Source organism: Moraxella marmotae, from assembly GCF_042219885.1.
Lineage (GTDB): Bacteria > Pseudomonadota > Gammaproteobacteria > Pseudomonadales > Moraxellaceae > Moraxella > Moraxella marmotae.
Map to the genome: position 1 here is coordinate 2,018,411 of NZ_JBHJHR010000002.1, position 25,585 is coordinate 2,043,995.

Annotated in this window: 8 protein-coding genes; 1 reads left to right on the top strand and 7 read right to left on the bottom strand. The window is 39.8% G+C overall.

Annotated features, from left to right (window positions below; translation table 11 throughout):
* Positions 1–352: 352 nt before the first annotated feature.
* Positions 353–15,034 (bottom strand): hypothetical protein, encoded by a 14,682-nt coding sequence (locus ACFBZI_RS09375; protein ID WP_375716065.1) that lies wholly within the window; start codon positions 15,032–15,034, stop codon positions 353–355.
* Between the two features lie 325 nt (positions 15,035–15,359).
* Here ACFBZI_RS09375 and ACFBZI_RS09380 point away from each other — a divergent pair, with 325 nt between their 5' ends.
* Positions 15,360–15,671 carry a hypothetical protein gene (locus tag ACFBZI_RS09380; protein ID WP_375716066.1) on the top strand — a complete coding sequence of 104 codons (312 nt, stop codon included), beginning with the start codon at positions 15,360–15,362 and terminating at the stop codon, positions 15,669–15,671.
* A gap of 1 nt (position 15,672) precedes the next feature.
* Here the strand turns inward: ACFBZI_RS09380 and ACFBZI_RS09385 are convergent, their stop codons facing one another.
* The 6 genes from ACFBZI_RS09385 to ACFBZI_RS09410 form a co-directional block, all read right to left on the bottom strand.
* On the bottom strand, positions 15,673–17,577 hold the full coding sequence (locus ACFBZI_RS09385) for a hypothetical protein (protein WP_375716067.1): 1,905 nt from the start codon (positions 17,575–17,577) through the stop codon (positions 15,673–15,675).
* Positions 17,577–18,350 carry a hypothetical protein gene (locus ACFBZI_RS09390; protein WP_375716068.1) on the bottom strand — a complete coding sequence of 258 codons (774 nt, stop codon included), beginning with the start codon at positions 18,348–18,350 and terminating at the stop codon, positions 17,577–17,579. Before ACFBZI_RS09390 ends, ACFBZI_RS09385 begins: the two co-directional genes overlap by 1 nt.
* Positions 18,351–18,379: 29 nt before the next feature.
* The gene (locus ACFBZI_RS09395) at positions 18,380–20,872 is read right to left on the bottom strand and encodes a hypothetical protein (RefSeq protein ID WP_375716069.1); all 2,493 of its coding nucleotides are present in this window, start codon (positions 20,870–20,872) and stop codon (positions 18,380–18,382) included.
* A 98-nt stretch (positions 20,873–20,970) separates the two neighbouring features.
* Complete coding sequence (locus tag ACFBZI_RS09400; RefSeq protein ID WP_375716070.1) at positions 20,971–23,778, bottom strand: coiled-coil domain-containing protein; 2,808 nt, start codon at positions 23,776–23,778, stop codon at positions 20,971–20,973.
* A 24-nt stretch (positions 23,779–23,802) separates the two neighbouring features.
* Positions 23,803–24,330 (bottom strand): hypothetical protein, encoded by a 528-nt coding sequence (locus ACFBZI_RS09405; RefSeq protein ID WP_375716071.1) that lies wholly within the window; start codon positions 24,328–24,330, stop codon positions 23,803–23,805.
* Positions 24,331–24,418: 88 nt separating this feature from the next.
* Complete coding sequence (locus ACFBZI_RS09410) at positions 24,419–25,582, bottom strand: N4-gp56 family major capsid protein (RefSeq protein WP_375716072.1); 1,164 nt, start codon at positions 25,580–25,582, stop codon at positions 24,419–24,421.
* Positions 25,583–25,585 lie beyond the last annotated feature (3 nt).

The window sequence follows — 25,585 nt, forward strand, 5'->3', positions numbered from 1 at the left end:
TATAATAAAAATACACCCATAAAAATAAAAAATGATATATCTCAAATACAGCAATTGCTCTCACCAGTCAGTACAAGCATTCGCCAAGATTTACCATCATTTTTAGGGATATTTTTTGTAATAAACTAACAACTTGATTACCATAAAATCATCAAGCAAATAGCCCAAAATCACAACATTACAGCAAAAACACATCATTTTGGTGTAAAACTGGTGATGGGGAGTATTTTACTATGTTTGGGTGGGTTTTTAGTATCTATCAAATTTAATACCTATCATTTTATAGCATGATGATATTTTGTGTAGTTAGACTAATAAACCCCAGACATTGCATCTGGGGTTTATCATTTAATTATCTTAACAACTGAAACAGTGGTAGTTCACCAATACCATCAAAGATAGTCAATGCACCTTCACCCAAATGGATACCCCCAGCAAATGGACTTAAAATCCCGGGATAAGGTGTCAGCCACTCAAACAGATAATGCTGTGCCAGTGTCTGACCACCATTGAGATGCAGCTGTCTAGCCAATGCTCTTTGGAAGCGTAAACTGAACTTACTAAACATCACAAAACCAAGGTCATTCATTGTTTGTAAGGTTCTTGATGTAGGTAAGTCATAGTTAATAAATGCTTCTTGAGCAGCGATAATACCATCTTCAAATGCCCTTGCTTTGGATTTACCTTGCTTTAATGCTTTGGCTTCTATATGTTTAGCCAGTGCATATTTAGCAGCCACATCAGAAAACTGTGTTGCTTCAGCCAGTAGCTTATATGCCTTAGTATCAGGGTGAACCAAAGCAACTTTCAGTACTTTTGCAGCAGGTTCTGGAATCTTATCTTCAATATCTTCCAGTGTCTGTTCAAACTTGGACTTAAAAGTTTTAGTCTGTGTACTAGTATCCACATCTTCAGTAATGGTACTGACCAGACCAGCTTGCATATACTTGTGCATACCACTGGATTCTAGCTGATTTTCCAGTACTTTGATTTGCTGACTTAGCTTAGCAATGGTTTGTTTATCCTGTGGATTGGTAGCCAATAACTGTACTTCCAATTGGCGTTTTTGTTTATCCAGTTGCGTATAGTTACGCCCTTCTTTCCAAGCATAGAATGTATGTTTAGCCACTTGTGTGGGTGATAGTCCTTGGTTTAGTAGCATAAGCATATTGGCTAAGATATTAAAAGCCAGTACTTTAATAGAACGAATAACAATCATGTTCTTAGCAGTCTTAGCAAACCAAGTCCACACTTCATAATGAGAGCCTGCTTTGTTTCTGGCTTTATTACCGTAGATAGATTTGTACAAAATGGTCATGATGGTTTCTAAAGCATTACGCTCACCTGATGCTTTATCAAACATCTCAGCGATAGAATACGCCTTAAAGCCAAATACAGTATTAAATACATCAGAGCGGATAAGAATTGGTTTACCTACCCCAAATTGTCTTTCCATCTCTGTTCTAAATGCGTATGGTAGTAGTCTATAAATCTCTTCCATCTTAGGGTCTAGACTGTTAGGGTCTAGTACCGTATAAGCAAATGAGTTCTTTTGACTACCATCTTTGGCATCTGTTGCTAGCTGTTTAGCCAGCTCTTGCTGTAAGGCTCTAATCTCAGGACTGGCTGCTAAGTTGGCATTCATCGTGCCTAGTAGCTCATCAAATCGCATATCACGGCTAAGCAGCATATCACGAGTACTGCCAGTCATCTCATACTGATAATGGGTTAATAAACCATTAGCATCAGTTACAGCGACCAAGTTATTACCAGCTTCTGTTCTTGGGTCATAAGACTTGGCATTGATGGTATTGGCTTGTTCCCAGCGATACTGTTCCATCTGCTGTGCGACACGATTTAGCTCTGCACTGTCATTTTGATAATCATATACCACAAAACCTTTATGATGGGTATCTTTCATCTCCAATGCCCCTGTTACACGGCGTTGTGATGCGTATTCAGTATTCACCATCAGATAGCGACCATCTGTATTATCAAAGCTATCTTGACCCATAGGTATATCCATGACCAGCTCATAACCTTCTTGTAGCTTATCTGCAATCTCAGCTTGCGTTACCGAGATAACATCAGTATATGGGCTTAGGATACTAGGTACATAGCCTTTGTTATAGCTTAGAGCATTGTACTTAAACTCTTCTTTGGATTGAGCTACCATGGCTTGACTAAAGCGTAGTGTTGCTAGCAGTGCTTGGCTTTCTGTTTCTACCAGTTTTGTAACCTTTTGCATATACTTAGCATCTACATAGTTCAGTGAGTCCAGTGATACCAGCTCATCAATCACAGCCAGTAAGTCAGGATTGACATTCTCAAGTTCAGTCTTGTAACGAGTACCTGTAAAGGAAGCAATAGACGCAGAGTCTTTAACCATACCTTTGACAGTGGTTTCTGTTGCCATGTAATAACCCAGTTTTTTGATAGACACACGCAGATAATTTAGCTTCACTGGGTCTGATTCATATTGAGCCAGTTTATTGTACAAATCATCATAGCGTTTTTGACGATAATCAGCATCTGTAACCAAACGCAAAACATCTTTATCACTATGAGTATCTAACAATGCTTGAGCATCTGTCTTTAACAGCACACGAGTAATGGCAACTTTGACATCATCTGTGATGGCTTGTGGGTTCTTAAATACTTTATTTAATACTTGTATCACATCGTTCTTGATAGCCACACGGTCTTGTTGGACTTTGTTATTCAAGCGGCTGATATGCTCTACCACATGACCAATGCCATAGTTACCCCTTAGCTCATACAGTACTTGCTTGACTTCAGCAACCAATCCTTTTAGTTTGGGTGGGGCTATTAACTCTGTAAAACCAAGATAACCATCAAACAGTAAATTACTAGCATCTGAATACTCTTGAGATGCACTAAACTTACTACCATCTTTATAACGGATATTACGCCCATCAGCAAATTTATCATAGCCATCATGACCATTTTTGATTACCTTATTAACTCGCTTGTATGCCTTAAATCCTTCAGCAATCTCATGATTACCAGTCTTATCCAGACCATCAATCACTGCATCAGTAGCCACATCAGCCGTTTTATCAAAGGCTTTATTAACCAGATTCATCATCGCTCCATAGGTATTTGCCCAAGCATTATCCAGCTTATTGATATGATGCAGGCGTGATGACACATCAATCTGCACCAGCTTAGTCAGCATCTTATCCAAGCCTTCTGTGGTAGTCTGTGCATTACCCAGATATTTACTTTCTAGGATATGACTGGCTTTATACCAAGCATTCATGGCTTTATCAAACCATGAGTTATTCTCTGCTTGTTTTTTATCCAATGCTTGCTCTAGTCTTTGGCGTAGATTTTCAGAAGTTAAAGCCAGTGATACCACATGAGCAATCTGTGTATTAGCACTCACATCAGCTTTACTGCTCATTAAGGCTTTGTACTGCTTATCATAAATGGCTTGTACATCAGCACTGACTGTATGATAATCAGCAAACAAATCTTCTACTGTACTGATATTCTTAGTAATCTGACCATAGATTTTACGGATTTGGTTTACCGCTTCTGTATCAGCATGGGCATTTAATAAAGTAGATAACATATAAGATACCATCAGATGAGCATGAGCTTCTTTGGCAGATAAACCAAACAAACCATGGTCTGCTTCTTCAAACAGTTTATTTAAGTTCTTATCTACCGCTGTCTGATGCTCTGTGGCTAGAGCATCATAAAACGGTGTATAAACACTTGCCCATAGGTTATTTAACCGCTCATTATGTTGTGATGAGATGCTGTTATCTTGGATATTCTCATAGACTTGCTTGGCAGACTGATGCTCAGTTTCTTCCATCACTCGTGAAAATAACGAGAGTTGCTCTTGTACTTGGCTACGAGTATCCGTAGGTCTGTCTTGGGTCATCAAAGCATAGACCACTTGAGCAAAACCAGCATAACCTTTGTCTTCTGGTTTTAAACCAAGCATATGCAATGCACTGTTAATAAATGCCTTAAAGCGTGCTGTCAAGCCAGTGTTGTTCAGCTGTACATTCTTACCCACGCCTGCATTGATGATACGCATCACCACTGGCTCTGTCATACCATAAGCAATGAACTCACTTAACGCATAGTTTGTGCCGTTGGCTTTGTCATCTTTAGCCATAGACTGTAATAATCCCATATAAGCAGCAGCTTCAGGATAGGCTGTATCCAGTGCTTTTTGATTGGCTTTATAATAAGCCAGTACTGACCGTAACATACCTTGTAGTGTATGTATGTGCTTTTGGCTTTGTTGGGTTGGGTTTAGAATATGCTGTTCTGTCAGAGCATGGATAATCTCATGGTGCAGTACCTTTTGGTTAATCTCATCACCATGGACTTTGCTATCATGATAGATAGTAATGGTATGGTTAGTGGTATCATATCTACCACTTGCAGGGTTGCCATCATAGTCTGTCAATGGTTCATCAGTAATAATCACAGTTATATCATTCTCACCATCATCTTTACTAATAAGCTCATGCAGTAGCTCAGCCATAGCTGCATCAGGGTTATTGGTACTGTCAGATACACTTTGTAAATAGCTGGTAAGCAATTCACTGGCTGACTCATGACGCAGTTCTGATGATGTGGCTGGTGTATTTACTTTGGTAGATTCTTGTACACTATCTTTTCTAAGCCCATCTAACTTATCTTGTACCGCTTGCAGTCTTTCTTGTGTTTGTTTGGCAACTTTAGCGTGTGCATCTTTATCTGCTTGGGTTGGTGTATAAGCACCAAACTCACCTGCATATTGATGTATCTTATTGACTTTATCCAGTGTCGCTAAGTTGGTATATACCACATGAGCCACATGGTTATAAGTAGATTGTAGTGTGCTTAGCTTAGCTCCGTCAAAGGCAAGTGCCTTATCTAGCTTACCATCAGCCACTGCTTTTTGTACATTAACCAGTGCATCAACCAAAGTCTCTAAGACTTCCAGTTGCCCTTGATAATGTAGCAGTGCATGATAAGTTGCTTGGTTTTGTAGCTGCGTCATTTGGATATGATTATCTACTGCACCAATGTTCGCATCGTGGATATTGACATTGACACGCTTACCTTCACTCATGGTATATGATGAGATATAACTATCCAGACTTTGCGTCATAGACGCATTAGCACGCAGGATAAACTCCGTCAGTACTTGTCTTCTGACTGGTGATGCTGTACTTGTACCTTGCAGTTTACCCAGTTGGTTTATCATATAAAACGCATTGCTGGTTAGATTTTCACCACCATCAGCAGTATCACTGATTAAGTTTTCTTTGAAATCTGCAATCTGCAATGCACCTTGTCTTTCACCACTTTCACGGCTATACAGCGTATTGATATTAGGCTGTACCAGCTGTAACCATGGTGTAATGATATGCTCTTGGATATACGCATTAGGTAAGCCAGTATAAGCCAGTTCTTTTTCAGCCTGTGTTTTCGCATCAGCTACACTCATGCCTTGCTCTACATACTTAGCAGCTTGTTGCTCAAGGTAGTTATCTTTAGCAGTTGTCTCAAGCTCATCAAAAGTAGCATTAGCCAAGTCAAAAATATCTGTCAGCATACCCAGATTGACATCACGAGATGCGATATAGCTTTCTTCGTATTGAGTTAGCTGGGTATTTAAATACTTAGCTGCTGTTTGCTGATAGCCTTGTTGTAGCTCACCCAGTGATTTATCATCAAACCAATAATCCAACAAATCACTGATTTGTAGATTGTCATTAATCACCAAGTATCTGCGACTGTCTTTATGATGCTGATAAACCAAATCATTAGGGTGTTTATCCATCATTTGAGCATAGATGGTATGACGCTCTTTGATTTGTTGTAATAGCCCATAATAAGCGTTGTTATACTCATACTGGTTTATCTCACCATTATGTAGCTGCTGTTTTAGTTTATTTTCTTTTTTAACCATATCTTCCATAAATGAAATCTGGTCATCTAAGAACTTATCAAAAGTAGAACGAGCCGTTGCTGCCAAGCCAGCACCATAGTTAAATGGTACAAGTACAGACTTAGCCGCACTACGCTTATACAGACTGTCATGAATACTGATAACACGGTCTAATAGCTGATGCTCTGCTTGTATCCTTTTGATGACGCTAGCGACATTCCAACCTTTTTCTTTGGCTCTAGAGATGGCTTGTTGCAACTGACTTTCTTTATAAGCGGCTATCTGCTGTGCATCAACAGTACGGTCTTTAAAGCCAGTATAATAATCCCCCAGTGTACTGTCATGACGAGCTTGTTGGTAGTTTTCATATTGGCTTTGATTAAGAAATAGTCCAGTACGATTGAGTAGTGTTGCATCATAAGTACCATTCCAAAAGTGAGCCAAGAATGCACCGTTGTTCAAGCCATCAGAGCTTAAGCCCAGTGTAGTAGTTAGGCTACTGTCTTTATTTTCCAGTGCAGACTGTAGCTGACTAAACTCTACCAAAGCTCTTACTGATGAGCCTTGCATATCCATCTCATCTACCACAGCTTTGATAGCGTCCATTTGCGTATCTGTAATGCTATCACCAGCAGTTACTTGTTGCATGGCTTTGATACCAGCTTGTACATGGTCTTGACGCATATAAGCCAATAAAGCAGGAACAAACACATAAGCAGGTAGCTTATCTACCGTAAAGCCTTCTGTAAAGATGTTAGGATAATTATCCGCTACCCATCGTTTTACAAAGTCTTCTGTACCTTCAGCATTCTCACCAATGGCTTTGATAAAAAACAGCAGTGATAGCTCATCTTTGGTTAAGTGTTCAGGTTGTAGCTTTTGTTGCTGCTGAGCCAGTTTTTGTTGTAGTGATTGAATGGTAGATTGACCATCTTTATTTTGTAGCTTAATCGTTACCTTAAAGTTATCCAAGTCTGCAATCGCACGATGCAGTTTAGATGACTGAATATTAAACACATTAGAGTTTAAGTGCATACGGCTGTTACCAGCCATAAACATCTTATCCCAAAACTTGCGTTCACCATTTTCATCAGCAGTGATACCAGCGATAAAGTTTAGAGCATTTTTCCAATCACGCTGTATCCCTTCAACTTTACTATAAAAGCTATCATGTTTGGTTTTATGTAGTTTATCTACTTGCTCAGCAGTATACCCTGCTCCAATCATCAGTAGGAATTTACCTTGATGCTGCTGTGCTAATGCTGTCATTGCTTGCCATACAGTTTCATTGACCACCATGGCTTCTTGCTGTGCTTTAGCCACACGCTTGGCTTGTAGGCTGGTTACTTTAGCCACAGTACGCTTAATCTTAGTCTTAACATCATCTGCTCTAGGTGGCTTAAGTAGTGGTACTCTGGTTGCTGATGCCCCACCCATGATTTGTTTTAAGAACCCTAGCGTACCTGTTTTGGTTTGGATAATCTGATTGACACGCTGATTGGTTTGTTTACCGTTTATATTAGTAAATGAAATAAAGTGTACTGTACCATGCTCTGAGATACTGCTATTTAATCGTGCATTGTGCTTAGCTCTTTCAGCAGCGTTGGTGTTATCAGTGTTATCAGTGTTATCTTCTTTAGGGTCTAATTGCTCTTGTAGTTTTATGTGATTCTCTAGGTGTTGTTTACTAGAGATACTGTGAATATGGATTAAATCCGCTGCTTGCATGGCAGCAATTGCCCAGTTACCTAAGGCTGAATACAAGCGAGAATCCAGCTCAATAGAGCCTTGTTCTACGCTCTTAATGTTCAGTGTCTGAGCGATACGCTTACCCAGTGCATCAGCTTCTAAGGTCTGAATGCGTCCAATATAACGATAAGTTTCATAAACTTCTTGGGGTAAGCTAATACGCTTACGGTCATCAGCATCTGTGATACCCAATAATGAGAACACATCATCAAAGGTATTTTGTTGCTGTTCACCATAGCTTAGGATATAGTCATAGATAGCATAGCTGATAGCGTCTAAGGTATTGGTATCAAATGCACCTTCTTGACCCAGATAACTTGCCAGTGATTTGTATTCGTACAATTCATTGGACTTATTATGTACTTGGTTTAGATACTCACGCATTTGTCCTGCGAATAGTACAAAGTCTTCTAACTGATTAATCTGTGCTTTATCAGGTACAATATCCAATCCCAGTTTTAGGGCTGCTTTGACTGGATTTAATAGCAGTTTTTCTAAGTAGTTGGGGATACTGGATAATGGCTTATGTTTGCTTTGCTCTTGGTCAAAATGAGCCTTTAAGACATTTCTAGCACTGACCCCTTTTTCTTGGTCGTCTTTAGTAATGATGATTGGCTTAGCCAGTTCACTGGTACGCTCATCTTCTGTGGTATCTTTAAATACAGTCATCTTAGCATCTTGTGATGCTTCAAAGCTAACATTGTCATCTAGCACAGAGATGATGGTTAGCTGACCCACATTCTCAAGTAAGGATTCGTAAGCCGTTTGCTGCTTTGGATTTAAACCAAAGAACTTAGCCAAGCTATTCATCAGCTTTTTATAGGCAGTATTAAAGATACCTTTTTTAGACTTGGTACTTGGTTTGGTATCTGTATCTGTTGTCATTGGTGTTTGTTTTAAGAACGCTTTGACATCAGTATCCATCATCATAGATAGCAGTGCCGTAGGACTGGTAGATGCTTGGATTAACTTGGTTCTTAGCTCATCGCTGATATGCTCATTATCCTGTGCTTGACGGATTTTTTGACGCATGGCAAATAAGATTTGCTTAAGCTGTTCATTCAGCTCACCCAATTTAATCAAATGCTTAAAGTCATCAATACTGGTCAATTCATTTTCTTCAGTGCTATGACCGTCTTTAATGGCTTTTAGAGCGTCTTTAGCATTGGCTACATCATCAGGGTGTACCAGCTCCATCTCACTTGCTACACGCTGTATGGTGAGCTGTACGAGCTGTTTGGTAACATCTCTAATCATGTTATTACTGTGCTGACTGACATAGATGGTTTTGCTATCACGAGTCTTAGGTGCATTGTTTTTACTATATATCACCACTTTGATATTTGGGTGATGGCTTACCAATGTTTGTAGCAGTGCAAAGTTTTCTAGTACATCAGCAGATACTTTGTCTTTATTGGCTGCGATATATTCAGCCATAGTTTCTACTAGGTCTAGTACTTTGACGGCTTTATCTACCCACTGTGGTTTATAGCGTACAGGGGTATTACTTGGCTTGTCTGTATTTATACGAGCAGATAAACCAGTCAGATTGGTTTCTTTGATACGAGCGTTTCTATTACGGTTAATAGGAATGCTTGAGTTACGACTTACCTTTTGTTCAAATTGAGCGTTATTTGGTGTCTGGCTTGCTGTGCTGGTAGCAGCAGCAGATTGAGTCGTAGGTTTATCTGTTACTGGCTCTTGCTTAGCTTGTTCTTGCTTATGTACAGTATCATCAGACTTGGTTGTACTACTTGCTACACTGTCTGTTGCTTTTACTTGGTTTGTACCAGTATCTTGTTGTTTGGTTTGCTCAGTTTGTTCTGTATTAGATACTTGCTTATCTGCTTGGGATTGAGCGTGTTTCTGTGCTTGTACAGTGTCAGTGTTAGTATCAGTACTGGTACTAGTAGCTGTATCAGTTACTCCTTGCTCTTGGTTTACCACAGTATCATTAACTACATTATCTAAGCCAGTAGATTGATTAGTCTGTGCTACTGGTTTGATAGGTGCAGTGTATGGATTACCATTGATACTAAACTGTGCTTGCTGGCTACCATCAGCATTGGTAGTGATACCATCTAGTGTCAGATTAGGCTGGGTATCTGTACGGTTCAGGTATTCATCATAATCTGTACCAGCTCTTTGGGTTAGCTCATTATCTGCATCTAAGCCAAGCTCACCTACCATCTGCTCAAAGCTGTCATAGGACTTGCTTTGTGGTGGTAGTGTTGGATTATCTACTGGATTACTCTGTGTATCATTCTGTGCTGGTGTATCAGCGATGACATCACCCAAGCCAGTATCATCAATAGTATTGTCCAAGCCAGTAGATAAGGTATTTGGATTGGTATTAGCGTTAGTATTAGGATTAACCAAGTCATCAAAGACACTTAGGTCATCATCACTCCAGTGTGTATTCTCATCATCAGACCATGTTACCCCAGTAACATCATCTTGTGGGTTACTGTTACTGTTATTGTTATTACCATCACCATTATTATTGGTTTGGTTTAGTCTATCTAGGGCATAGCCAATACCAGTCTCTGTCAGTGAAGCCCCTTTATATTGTGGTGCAAATGCTTGATACTGCTCTTTACCATGTACCGTTGCTGTATAACCTTCCCCATCTAGATAGCTGGTGTAGTCTTGACCATTAGGTAGCTGTCTAGGTACAGATGGATAAAACTCACCATCATTCATCATTGTACCCATGGCTTCTAATACTTGGCTAACTGCTTGCTGTTTTTGTTTAGCAGGTAGGTTGCTATCCAGCTGTAGTTCAGCCAGTGAGTCCAGTACTTGGTTGATTACCCCAATATTTGAGTTCATATACTTTTTGGTATCAGTATAAATCTGTGTATCATTATTTGCCAGTGAAAGCAGTACATCAGCATATTCAGGATTACGAGCCACTGCCACTCTTAGCATATCCATATAACGGTTAGCAGCTTCTGTCAGTGCTGCGGTACGACCTTGTTTTGTACCATCATGCAGTACGCCATAGTTTTCTTGATTGGTAGCCAGAGCAATCTCAGTTCTACGCTTTGACGACTCATCAGTCGCAGTCGTATCCAGTGGATTAAATGGTGTGGATAGTACTCCTTCTTTAATACTACCATCGTCATTGGTGAGTTTTTCATCATCAGCCAAAGCATAACGAGACATTGAAATATGTTGGTATGAGCCATCTTCTTTCTTTTTAGCGACTCTACCCACCCAGTAGGTATTATCCAGATTCTGATTATTAACACGGCTTTGATAAGAAGTATAGTTACCTGCTACATATTGCCCCACTTGTCTGTGCTTAGTTACAGTGATGGTTTCATTACGATTACCCAAGCCTTGTACTTCTTGGGTATTGGTTGCTACTGGTGCAGTATCTACTGGTGTCGTAGGTGTATTTGTAGCGACTGATACATCATTGACCTGTTGATTGTACTTAGGTGTTTGCTGGTTTTGTACCGCCACATCAGTATCTGTATTGATGATGGGGTCAGCTGTAGGCTGTGCCTGTGGTGCTGTTTGTGTTTGTTGTACAGCTTGCTTGTGCTGGCTTTCTACATCTTTGATAGTATCTAGTATCGTGGTAGTTTCGCCTTGTACACCCAGTGATTTTAGGCTTAAGCTCTCTACGGTAGGCATATTGTTATGGTTTAGAATATCATCATAAGCCAGTTTCACATCATTGATATGACCTGCTTCTGTGATAAGCCCATTCACCAGTGCTTTAGAATATTTACCAATCTTTAATGCACCCAGCTCTACACGCTGCTCATCAGTCAGTTCACCTTTACGGTAGATGCCCCAGTCATTATTATCTTTATTACGAGCGATGATTAGCTCTTCACCTGTTTGCTGTGCCAGTTGGAATGCTCTTTGAGCTGTGATGGCTTTATTACTATGACTTTCATTCCAATTGGTTAAGAACCCATAATACCGCTGGAATGTACTGGTATCAGTAATATTAGCTTCTGAACCAATAGACTGCTGCAGATAGGTAATATAGTCTTTTAAACCAATATAAGAATCTTGAGCCTTAGCACCTTTTTTACCAATGTAGATTTCTTTTTTGACTTGTGTAGCCAGTTTAGGGTCATGGATTTTCTTAAGGTGTCTGACTGTTTCTAGCTGTTTTTCATCTAGGATTTGGTACTTTTCTAGGTCATTGATTTCATCATCAGTCAGTAGATGAGCATATCGTAGTGTCTGATGAAATGCTTGCGTACGAGCTTGTGCTACCTGCTGTGGGTCAGCTTGACTAATCGCTGTACTGATGGCATCTGCATCAGGTTCATGTACTTGATTGGCTTGTGCTTGGCTTTGTTGTAGCTGTGCTTGTAGCTCTTGTAGTTGTGCTTGCTGTTCATCTACTTGCTGTTGTAGCTTAGCTCTTTTGGCTTCATTCTCTTCTTGCTCTATTTCAGCCAGTAGTTGATTGATTTGGTTTTGGGTATTGTCTACCGCTTGGGTATCTACACTACCATTATACTGACCACTACCTTCTGTGATGGTAGTAATTTTACCTTCATCAAAAAACCCTTCTTGTGTACTGATACCTTTTGCAACTAGAGCAAGTTCAGCATCTGTCATATCCTTGAACTTTTTATTTCTAGGTAATTTAGATACATCAGTAACTGTATTGGAATATGTACCAGCACTCTCTCCGTGCTTATTTACACCAGTTTTAGTATCAGCCCCTAAGTAGCTAATAGAAAAGTCATTAATCGTTTTATTGGCAAGACCTTTTCTTAACAAATCATCTAGAGCGGCTTTCCCTGCATCTAGTGTAGGGAATACGGCTAGCTTAACGTCATTAACACCTTCTGTCCAACCAATAGCACCAAACCTTTTGGCTCTATTCCCATAAACCAATGCCCCGGGATTGTTGTTACGCCATGCAGCATTACCTTGTCTACTTTCTACACGACCATCAGCATAAGTAACTTCAATGGTCTTATTACCTTTCCAAGTAAACTGAGTAATTGCATTACTGCCATTACCAGTACCGCTTGTAGATACAGTAGTCTGTTGTCTATTGGTATTACCACTGGCTTGTTGGGTAGGTGTAGTAGTAGGTACTGTTGTAGTACCACCTTTTGTACCTGCGTACAGTTGTCTTAGGGCATTAGAGCCATCAGCGTCCATATGAGCCACACGAACTTTGACACCATCACTAAAGGTAATATCCACAAAGTTACCATAACCTTGGCGTTTACCATCTTTACCCTTAGGTGCATCAGTTACTACTTTACTAAACTCTAGATTGGTAACAGTGTATTGTGGATTAATGTACAAGCCACGAGTAGGCTGTCCAGCAAAATGACGAGAGTCAATATCAATACCCACATGACCACCATACGCTCTTTGTGCTCCAAACTTTTGTGCAGGAATCAATGGATAGGCTTTCATACTGTCTGCGATGGTTACGCCATCAGCTCTGACAAAGCGTACTGCATAGTTATTTGGATTAGCACGCTTACCATTAGCGTCCCATGCAGAGATGTCAAAGTGGTCATTACTACCAGCACCAGTTTGTTTACCTTTCTCACCACCAGCAGCATAGCTACCCATGATACCCACTTGCATACCCACTTTAGGGTTATTGGCTTTGGTTACTTGCATACTGTGGTTATAGCCACCACCAGTACTGCCTTGATTGACTGTACCAGTCCCAGTATTTGTACCTGCGACTACGGTTACTTCACTGGCTTTAGCCAGCTCTTCACGGTTCTGCTGGATTCTGCGATAGCTGGGTAAACCAACCACTTGCATAAAGTTATCCCAAGCATCGTATTTACTTTGTTGTGCTTGTTCTTCTTGGGTGATTTGCTGTTTAGCATAGTTGTCATTGAGCTTAGATACCGTTTGTTCACGATACTGTTGTAGCTCTTGCTCTAGCTTGGTTTTTTCATCACCACTGGCATTTTGGATTTGCTCCATTAGGTCAGCGACTTTTTCATTACTTTTTTGTAATGCTGTTTCTTTGGCTTGTTGTGCTGCTGCTTTTTCTTCATCAGTTTTAGCCGTAGCTTCTTTAGCACTGGCATGGGTAAATGCTGTAACAGGGTCATATTTGTCTGAGTCGGGGTTGGTTTTTTCAGTGATGATTTTTTGTGTAGCGTAGTTAATTGCACCACGACCAGCATCACCTATTAAGCCAGTGGCGTATGATGGGGCTGATAAACCAGTGTGCATTAGACCACCAGTAGCTGCACCTAAACCAGTTGCTAATGCGTTTTGGTTTACATCAAATGGTTTTCCACTGCCTTGTTGAGTAAGAAAATCATTAATACCTTCTTGTGATGCTTCTTGTAGTATTTCCTTACCTGCGTCTTTGAGTAAATCCTTAGTACGATTATTAATATTTCTAGCCACTGCTCTCACAGTAGATGGGTTAATGATATTCTCTATCTGTTTATTTACAGGAATAGCTGCTTGTAATACACCTTCAGCCAATCCACCAGCTGTTGCCCAAGCACCTTCTTTATAACCAATACTACCCTTTTCTCTATGAATATCTGCTAGGTTGGTAGCAGCAGCTGTTGTACCTGTGCCTACAGCATTCGCTACACCAGCTGATAAGCCAGTTGCAGCAGTCAAACCCTTACCAATATAGCCGCCTACCAGCATACTAGGTACGGATTGTATAACTTCCCCAGTTGCATAAATAGGGTTTTTGGCAGCGGTATATAATGCAGCAGCTACTTTACCTAGATAAGTTTCTTGACCAGCAACAGCATCTACGACTTCTTGGTCAGACTGCTTCTGATAATCTGAATAATCCCCAAAAGTATCTTTTTTAAATGTATCAATATCTTGACGATTTATACCTGTAACGGCTGATAGTGCTTGGTGAGTTTGTCCTGAATATAATGGATTATCTGTCCATACTTTAGCCGCATTTTTATAATCACCATGGGTAAGATAAGCAGTAGAAATAAATTGTTTTTGTGCAGTATCTAATGCAATACCACCTACTGTTACCGCACTATCTATCAAACTGTCTGTACCATCTACCAATTTTCTACCCCAATCTCCCCAGACATCATTATCAACATGGGGAGTTAGGTGTTTAATTTGATTGACTGGTACAGGTGCATCACTAGATGCACGGTTCATGACACTGTATAAACCTGCTGCAGCTCTAGCAGCTTCTTTGTCAAGATAATCTTGTTTTTGTTGTTGCCTTATTTGCTGCTCTTCTTGATAACTTGGTAATCCATAAGTAGCACGAAACTTATTTGCCGCTGCATACACCGTAGCCGCAGGGTTGCTGGTTTGGTTTTGTTCTCGTGCTTTTTCTACATGATTATGTTGTCTAAGAATGCGTAAAGCGATGCTATCAAAATCAGTCATAACAGTTCCTTAAGTGAATAAATTCAGACAAATTTTAGTTTAACTGTTATGATTATCAGATAGGTAATTTATAAGTAACCGCCGCTGGCGGTGTTGTGAGTGGGTTTATAGAGTTATGTTCAGTTACAAAAAATTTTTTGAATAATATAAATCACTTAGTTAATTTTTAAATTTAAGGGTCTTGACAAGATTTATCAAAAACCAGTACTCTATTATTATACTACTTAAGTTATTTTATTTTATTTAATTTTTAAGCCAAACCCACCAAACCGCAGAATGCGGTTATTTCTTTTTATTTACTATTAGTTTAATTATAATCCGTAGAATGCAGAAACTATATAAAGTACTAATTACCATAGCTATTATGCTTACTGTGTATTTCTTATCTTTTGCAATAGGACCTTTACCTGCAGTATTGATTGTGGGTGCATCAGTCTGGCTTTACGAAAAACTATCGCCAGCAAATGATAAAAATACTGACTCACCTAAGCAAGTCAGTAAGTATGTAATGGTTCATACAGTTGATAATAAATCAGATACTTACACTTTACGCTGGTGGTTAGATACTGCGTTACCTTTAGCTATTCTAATAGGATTATGTATATTAAATTGCTTAGCAGTAATCTTTAAATCTTAACCTACTTAAAAAGTTTTTGAATCCAGCTTAGTGGTTCAGTAGCTACTGCTACTGCAGTACCTACTGCTCTATTCATCAGACTATTAGGTTGTGAGTTTTTTGTAGGGTTATTTCCTTTTTCTGTAGCCAAAGCCTTTGCCATATCTTGTGTTGGTGGTGCTTTGCCTGCATAATTAGGTAAATTAACCGCAGTATTAACAACAGGCGTAGACGCATTGATAGCGTCCCTATAATCTTTAGGTAGTAGGTCTATCAGTACTTCCCCATTCTTTTGTTTTGTTGTAAATAGCTTTTTATTATTGATGACATACTGGGTAGGGGTAACACCCAGTACTTCAGAAACCATGTTAATATGATTTACCAAATTATCTGATGCTGTTCTACGCATCAGATTTTTAAAGTCTTTACGACCTTCTGTGATGGTTTTTTGGATTTTTGCGTCCAAGTCCTTAACTTCAGTCGCTTTACTACTAAGCCACCCTTTTTCATACGGGATTAGTTCACCATTAGCAATGGCAGTAAGCAGGATAATTTTATCACTCTCAGGCAATTTACTAACCTGTTGTTGCCATTTTTCTGCTGCCCCTTCAGGCATACTCTTTAAAGCACTAATACCTTTTTGTCCAGTAGATGTTGCTTTAAAATCGGTATAACTCATAGGCTTATTATTATAGCCACGATTACCAAAATCCACCAAAGTATTAACGACAGCAATACCACGAGTTATCGCTTTGTCTGGGTTTATTTTACCATTAGTCATATAAGCAGCTTGGTATGCCTCACCAATATTATAAGTATTTAGGACACTCTTTGCATCTGCTCTGGACTCTTTTTGTTCAGGAGTTTCATGACCACCTCCACCATTACCTGATGGATTAGTAGCTTTATAAGCTTCAATAGCAACTTTATCTTGGGCTACTATTCCCTGTATTTTTAGAGCTTCAATTCTGGCTTTATCAAGTGCTAATCTTGACTCAAACTCTTGATTGCTTTGTGCATACTTTTCAAGACCTTGCAGTACACGGCTGTTAATATTATTATCACCTAAAATTTTGATAAGACTACTATGACTCTGGTTTAAAGCCAGTTTGTCTTTTTCAAATTTTTCACCCAATTCTTTTTGTTTATCTTTATTACCATCAGCTTTTGCATAGTTTGTTTTAAATTCACTTTCTAGTGCGTCCAGCTTTTTGGTATAAACCAAAAATTCAGGTAAGGCGTTACTAGCAGCAATATCATAAAAACCACCCTGAGCTTTATAAAAATCAGTTTGATTGGTTAAGTGATTTGTTTGACTGTTTAGTATCCCTTCTGTAACTCTATTTCGTAGGTTAGTAGGGATACTGGCATCAAAATCAGTGTATAGTTTTAAAGCATCTTCATAGGCTTGTTTTTCTTTATCAGTCGCTTTTTCGTAATCTACTGGGGTCAATTGCCCAACCAAATTAGAAAGATAGATTGATGTCTGTACCGCAGTATTAACATCGTCCGTTTCTTTCTTCTGATTATAATCAATCTTATTACTATTCAAGCGTAACTCATTTATGCCCCTATCCAACAAAGTATCTCTACGCTTATCACCATAGCCTAGGATACCTGCTGTTGTCTTAGCACTAGCACCACCAATGTCCTTAAACGCATCAGTAGTCAGTGTATTAATCACATCAGTGGATAGTGGACTATTTAACACTTCCGCAGGCATCGCATCTATCACCTTTTGTACTTCATTGGCTTTGTGTGCCTGTGCTGTGTCAAATACTCCTTGGACTTCTTTATTCAGATTGTCCCAGACCTTTTGTTGGTTTTCTGCATACTTAAATGCCGCATCAATGGCATGACTGGCATCTATGTCTTTGACTTGTTCCCATCTAGGGTAATTGGTAAAAATATTTTCAGTACTCATCATTATGCTCCGTATTTATTCAGATATTCACCCACAGTCAATGGACGAGTTTGTGTACCATTATTATTGGCATTGTAGTAAGCCAGTTTATAGCGTTGTCTGTCTTCTAGTTGAGCATTATAATTACGCCGCATGGCTTCCCAGTTACGGTTATTGTTCATGATATTATGGTTTAGCTCTTGTTTTGCCATCTTCATGGCTTTACGGTTATTTAAGGCTGTCATGATATTACTGATGGTATTACCAATCATACTAATCTTTTCAGCAGCACTCAGAGCCTTGACATTGTTACTACCAGTTTCAGTAGCATTAAATACACTATTACCAATTGCACTACCCCACGCTGTTTGACCAAATCGTGTGCCATTATATTTATCACGCAAAAGCTGACCTATTGTTTGTCTGCTATTGTTACCGTTATTAATACCATTATTAGATACCTGTACCACATTAGCAGGACTGGTAGTAGCTAAGGTAGGTGTATTAGATACGGTTACTGTGGGTGTATCCAGTGCCAGTACATTAGATGTTGGTGAATAGGCAAAGGGTTTTAATGTACCAGCCAGCTTAGTATTTGCTGTTGTTGTTGGGAAGTTTGACCAGTCTGCCCAGTTATCATTAGTATCTAAAAGTTTTAGACTACCATCAGCCATGGTAAATCTAGGTGCATTCTGTCCATACAGTGCCTTTAGTCTATCCCCCACTGTGGGTGTTGTTACTGCTACTGTGGTTTCTGATGGGTCTACATAAAATGGATTATCTACGATTTCTGCCATGGGTTATCTCCTTAGGCTGGTTTGAGTGGTTAGGTGATTAATAAGACATCTTCTACTTCTTGAGTAATGTCCCTAACTTCCTGTATAGGCTGTCGTTTGGTATATAAGCCATCAGACAGATGACTGATTAAGCCATGTGAGATACCTATCACATTGAAGTTATTGTGTCTAGCATACATCATTTCAGGGGTTTCAAATAAGTTTATCTGTGGCTTATAGCTTGGCATATTCAGATACAGATGAGCATCTTTAGCCACACCAGTTTCTAGCAGAGCTTGTTTGTCTTTTAGATATTTTACTTTGCTGTCATAGTCTGCTTGGTTTTCTTGTAGCTGCTTATGTAGCTGTTGTACTTCATGGGCTTGTTTTTTGCTATAATAATCAAATGCCCCATTGACCACTTTCATGATATTAGGTGCTGTCAGGATTTTACTAAAGTCCCAGCCAGCTCCTTTACTGGCAGTTACCAGTGAGATAACTATCTTGACAATGGTTGCCAGCCTAGGTGAGATAATCCCCACCTTAACAGCAATATCCACCAGCTTATCTACCGCCAAACCAATCAGTAATGCCTTACCAGCAGAGATAAATGCAGCAGACAGACTACCCCCATCTTGACCCCAAGTAATCAAAGCAGAGATTGCCGCACCTACGATAGCTGACACTTGGATAGATTTTTTATACCATTTTCTAGGGACTTTAGCCCATGCTTCAGTGTACCAGTGCAGTCGCATTGAGCGTCTGATTAAATCATCACGCTCTGCTGGTGTTAGGTAGTTTAATAGTGGACGAATGACAGGTAGCCAAGCATTTTCTATCCCTTGAGCATCATAACCACTTTTATTACCGTTATATTCATAAAAAGCCATAAAACCACTTGGCATCTTTTTAGGTATGGTTACAGATGGCATCTTAAGTAAATCATAATGATACATACCCCCATACCAAGGTATATTCTCTGGTGCACCCACCAGCCAGTAATTACTATTGTTGAATGTATATCCAGAATTAAATGAACTCACAGGTATATCAAATACATCATTAGTATCTGTACTAAGCGAACCGCCAGTACCATGATGCCAGCCACCTATACCTTCTTTACGGCTGTGCATCTCAGGTAGCCAGATACTAAAGCGATTAGATTGCAGGGTATTAGGTACAGTCAAAGAATAATCTTCATACATATGACTGGGCTGATAACCATTACTGCGTTTCATTGGCTTAAAGTAATTAGCTGCAGCGTGCTTAATCACCAAGTAATGATACAGATGCCAGTACTTACGGATAACAGGTACATCATCATCACCATCTGGTGTGGGTACTCCCAGTACAATGGCTAAGTTATCTATCTCACCCCAATCATTACCAATATCAGCTCTTAGATTGGTTAAGAACTCGCCTGCATTCCAGCCCATTATCTTGAGTGCTTCTTTGGCATAGATACGGTCTTTGACACTCATATCACGAGCTTCTTTGAGTGCTTGTAGTCGTTTGGCAGGATTAATAAAACTCCCTGTTGTAGGGGTAGATAGGTTACTTGTACTGTCCATATCCATATTAGAGATGCGTAAGGGAATGGGTGGATACAGCTCTAGTGGTACACGCTGTATGGTTTGTCTAGCCAGTTGCCCTATCTGATGATTGCGTAAGTCTGTGATACGCTCTTGATAGTAGCGTACTGCACCTTGTGGGTTTATGTATTTAACTTGCAGTGCATTAGGATTATAGTTAGCAGGTGAATCATATGAATAAGGTCTTGTATATAACTGATGATTACTAAACTCAGTAATAGGGATTAAAAAGTACTGGGTAGCAACATCAAGTGTTATAGGTGTTCCTAATATTTCTACAGTCTTTGGTATTTTATTTCCTACCAGAAATACCAAGCAAGTTACTTTATCCTTTGTTGCAGTGTGTCTTTTATAGTTACTTAGACTGGGGATAATACTGGTATCATGGTAATAGGTAGCATTATCTGTTACCCCATCTATAGGAACACCACCATTAGACGGCGTAACTATTTCATAGATGCCCTGAAAATATACTGGTATTTGATTTTTGGTATTTAGTACTTTTCCACCTATCGTGTAGTCAAAAGCTAAGCTCTTATAAAATTCCCATGATGGGTTATAGATATTATGCTCTATACTATAAATAGATGCCACTTGATTACCCAGCTTTTGCTTAATGTATTGCTCTGCTGGTTTGACAAAGTTAAGGGTATTGATATGCGTAGGTGCATTATCACTACCATCTTGTATCCATACCATATCAGGATAGGCTTTTTCTACCTGTACCAGATGATACAGTTTCTCCCAGCGTTTATAGACATTATCTTGACGATTGCCCAGCAGATAATCATGCAACTTAATATCATGGGTAAATGGTAATAAACCAGATGTATCCCATATCCATTGTCTTAGACCTTCTTTCGCTAGGTCTTTGTTACTGCTACTGTCTAGCAGCTGTACTGTACCACCACCATAAAAGGCTTTCCATTTTTTACGACTTGCCCAGCCCATATCTCACCTTTAAACCAGTAAATAAAATAAATAAAAATAAGCCAAAGTAATGATACTTTAGCTTATTTACAGATTGACTAGGTAATGTACAGTACTGATTAAGCCACTGATGCCCCTACCCCTTGCATGGCTGCTTGGATAGCATTACCAATGTTCTGAGCTCCCAGACGGTTAGAGCCAGCACCTACGGCAGGTACAGCTTGTTCTTGAGCATTGGTATGATGGACTTTCCAGACATCACTCATCATAGATGCCAGCTTAAGTTTACTGTCATTATCATAGCTCTTGGCTTGAGCTTGCAGCACTTGATTGTTACGGTCTAGTACTGAGCCTGACTTGATAGGACTACCGTCTACTTGAGCTCGCTCTGTAATGACTTTTTGAGCATACAGGTCTTTTTGTGCTTGGATTTGTGCAATCTCAGCAGGAATGCGTTTTAGCTCTTCTGCTTTGACTTTCACTTCTTCTTGTGCGACTTTGACTCGTTGTTCAGCCAGTTTTAGCTCTTGTGGTTTGATGTGTTGTAGCTCATAGCGTGTCAGTTCTGCTTGAGCATTTTGTAGAGCGACTTGTGCTTTACTTAGCCCTACTTGCTCTGTTACCACTGCTGCTTGCTGTGCGGTATGCAGAGCCTTGACGGTTTCATGGTCTGCTTGGTTTAGTAGCAGTGTAGTCTGTGCATCTTTCATCAGTAGGTCTTTGACCAGACTGTCATTGATGGTCTTGGTTTGAGCAGCGGTATTGGCAGCTTGTGCTGTTACCAGTTTATTTTGCTCCAGTTGTCCTGTACGCTGGGTATCTACCATCAGTTTTTGAGCATCTAGCATTGCTACTTCTTTAGGTGTCTTGGTATTGATGGCAGATGTCTGTGCTTGGGTATTTGCCACTTGAGCTGTGATAAGTTTGGTTTGTTCAGCTTGTGTGGTACGCTGTGTATCTACCATGCTCTTATTACTTTCTACCAGTGATTTTTGCGTACTAATCAGCTTGGTTTGCTCAGTCTCTGTATTTGCCTGTTGAGCTGTTAATAGTGCTTTTACTGTCTCATGGTCAGATTGATTGAGCAGTAGCGTGGTTTGAGCATCTTTCATTAACAAATCTTTAGGCAGACTGTCATTGACTGTTTTGGTTTGTGCTTGTACTTGAGCATTTTGACTGTCTAGTAGTAACGCTTCTTTTGGTGTCTTAGTCGTTACCGCCGTGCGTTGAGCATCTACCATCAGCTTATTGGCATCTACCAGCAGTGCTTGTTTACCTTCAGTGGTTACTTGAGCAGTTACCAGCTTAGTCTGTTCTTTGACTTGTGCTGTCTGTGCTTCCATGACCAGTACTTCTTTAGGCAGCTTGGTAGTAATGCTGGTTGTTTGAGCTGTTACCAGTTTGGTTTGCTGCGTTTCTGTATTGGCTTGCTGTGCTGTGAGTAATGCACGCATATTCTCTGACTCTGATTGAGCCAGTAGCATGGTTGTTTGTGCATCTTTATATAGCAGGTCTTTAGGTAATGACTGCGTAATCGCTTGTGTCTGTGCTTCAGTATGAGCAATTTGTTTAGTGATGACTTTGGTTTGCTCATTGGTTTGAGCCACTTGAGCCTGTGTTAGCGGTAGTTGAGCCTGTTTGATTTTTACTTCTTCTTTAGCGATGATAAGCTGCTCTTTTTTGATATTCAGCTCTTCTGTCATTAATGGAATTTGTGTGCGTTTTAAATCCACTTCAGCAGCTTTCAAATCCAACTCTTTAACCATAATAGGCAGTTGTGCTTTTTTGATTTCAGTTTCCGCAGTCATGTTTTTGATTTGCTCTGCTTTTAGCTCAATCTCTTTGGCTACCATAGGCAGCTGTGCTTGTTTTAATTTGACATCTTCTTTTTTGATAAGCACTTCTTCAGCCATCAATGGTAGCTGTGCTTTTTTAATATCTGTCTCTGCTTTAGATTGTTTAATCTGCTCGTCTTTGAGTAGTAGCTCTTTATTGACGATAGGCAGCTGTGCTTGTTTGAGCTTAATCTCTTCAGCAGATAAGCCAATCTGTTTTTCTTTTAATTCCACATCTTTTTGGATTAATGGAATTTGAGCTTGTTTAATTTTCAGCTCTTCTTTGGATAGATTAATCTGCTCACGCTTAACCAGAATATCTTCCGCCATATTAGCGATTTGTTTATCTTTTAATTCTAGGTCTTTGGTGATGAGTGGCAGTTGAGCTTTTTTAATCTTCACTTCTTCTTTGGCAATCAAAGTCTGTTCTTTTTTCATTGCCAGCTCTTCTGTCATCAGTGGGATTTGAGCTCGTTTAAGTTTAATCTCTTCCCCTGATAGTTCAATCTGCTTGTCTTTTAAAGCCAAGTCTTTTTCAATCAACGGCAGCTGTGCTTGCTTGATTTTTAACTCTTCTTTAGCGATACCCAGATGCTCACGCTTGATAGCCATCTCTTCACGCATGATAGGGATTTGTTCACGCTTAATCTCTAATTCAGCTTTAGATAGCTCTACTTGAGCTCCTTTTAGCTCCAGTTCTTTTTCCATGATAGGTAGCTGTTTTTCTTTGAGCTTAAGTTCAGCATGACCCAGAGCGATTTCATTGTCTTTGACTTCCAGTTCTTTGGCAGTCAGCTTAATATCCGCATCTACTTTATCCGCTTGCTTTTGTAATAAGGTAATCTCAGCACCCAGTTTGGCTTTAGACAGTGCATATTCAGCACTGGTTTGTAGAGCCACTTCCATGCTTCTGATATAAGCATTGGCATAGTCTGTGCCACGAATACGCTGTGATTCATACTCACGGTTTAGATGGGCTTGTACAGCGTCCATAAGGACATCAAAGACTCCTGCACCGTCTAATGTCCCATAGGTTAGTTCTTGGATATTAAAGCCAGCAGTTACCTGACTGTTAGGGATTTCTACATTCATCTTGATGTCCTATGTACTTGGTTATTATTCAATCATTTCACGAGCTTCTTGGCGTTTAGCCATTTCAGCGATTTCTTCAGGGGTAGGTAGTGGCAACTCTTGTACGGCATAAGCAGGTACTAGACGAGTTTCTACCAGCTTTTGACCACGCTGCTGTGGATTGTCTTTTTCTGTAAACAGTTGAAATTGCTTAGCTTTGATTTCTTTTAGGATAATATTTTCTACAAGCCATGGTTTACCCAGTGGAATGACACGCTTGATTGTACCCAGTACTGAGTTACCTACTTGGATAGTGATATAGCCCACACTGGCTTGTTGGTTATTCATCGCAGTTACGATGATATTAACCAGCTTTAGGTTTTCATCTTCTACACTTTGAATCTCTTCAGAGATGTCTTCATCACTGGCTTTATACAGCTCATCAGCGATAAGTTTTTTTAGTGCTTTGGTTGTTACCTTAGCAGGATAAACCAAACCAAGATTATCAGCTTGTTCTTTTAGTGCTTGTAGTTCTGTTTTGGTTTGAGTAGTTTGAACAGTTTCAGTAGTCATGTTTAGTCCTTAGACATTAGATAGTTGATACAGTTAAATAGTTAAAACCCCCATCAGACTTGATGGGAGCTTTATAAGGATTTACCAATTACATCTTAGCAGTTACTTTTAGTAGTGCCAGACGCTCAATGTATTGTGGCATAAAGCCATACCACCACTTTTTAGATGCAAAGCCAGTTTCACCATATGGGTCAGCACTGTTAGCCGTTGCTTCCCCGGGCTTTTTATGAATGGTTTGGAATTTACCCATACCACCACTTGACTGAAAACCAATGGTAGTAAATGACTCATCACCCACCACTAGGAATGGGAACACATCGTATTTACCGTTGGTTTTATAATAAGCATTATTGGTAGCACTTGCACCAGCACCAGCCCATTTCATCATGCGTGGAACTACCACGATACGGAAACCAGCCACACGACCTACTTCACCTTTTAGCAAGGTAGTACCAGCAGCATATTGATGAGCAGGGATAAACGCAGGATTATCATGATAATCTTTCATGGCTTCTAAGGTAGGGATAAGCTCAGAGCCTACATAAGCCACACGACAATCAGGGATTGTACGAGTATCTGTCAGCTGAGTGCCTGTGATGATTTTGGTTTGTTTAGGGCAATGGTTCTTATCTAGGTCAATACCCAGCTTGACTAGGTCAGCATAAGTCAGCTCCATATCATGAGCCAGCTCAGTGTTTTGGGTAGCTGTACCAGCATATTTTACCAAGCCAGCATTGGTTAATAGGTCTAGCTGCAGTTTGTCTTCATATACCGTCATACAAGCGTGCATGGTTTCACGCTCTAGGTGTTCTAGTAGCTTGGCATCAGAATCAAAGTTCATCAAGTCATTAGAGTATTCATAGAACACACCAAACTTTTGCAAGTTAGATTGTAGCTCTTGACGAGTCATGCTGATACGGTTTACACGACCACCCAGCTCACCGAGTACAGGGAACTTATCCGTGATTAAACCAGCATCACGAGATGAGCCATACAAGTTACCATGAGCGTATTTAGCACCTTTGGCATCTAGACCCATTTCATTTGAGTTACGGTCATCAATGATAGGGACATAGCGATACTGCTTAATCGCAGTACCAGAGTTTTTAGGCATGGTGCGAGAGTCAGCCAACTGACCAAAATAAGACTCTTCTAGAGCATCTAGCAGAGCTTTGCGTTCAAATACATGGGGATTAAGTTGTGTTGCACCCACGCTGGTAGGATTTTGTCCGTTGTTATATACGATAGTCATAGG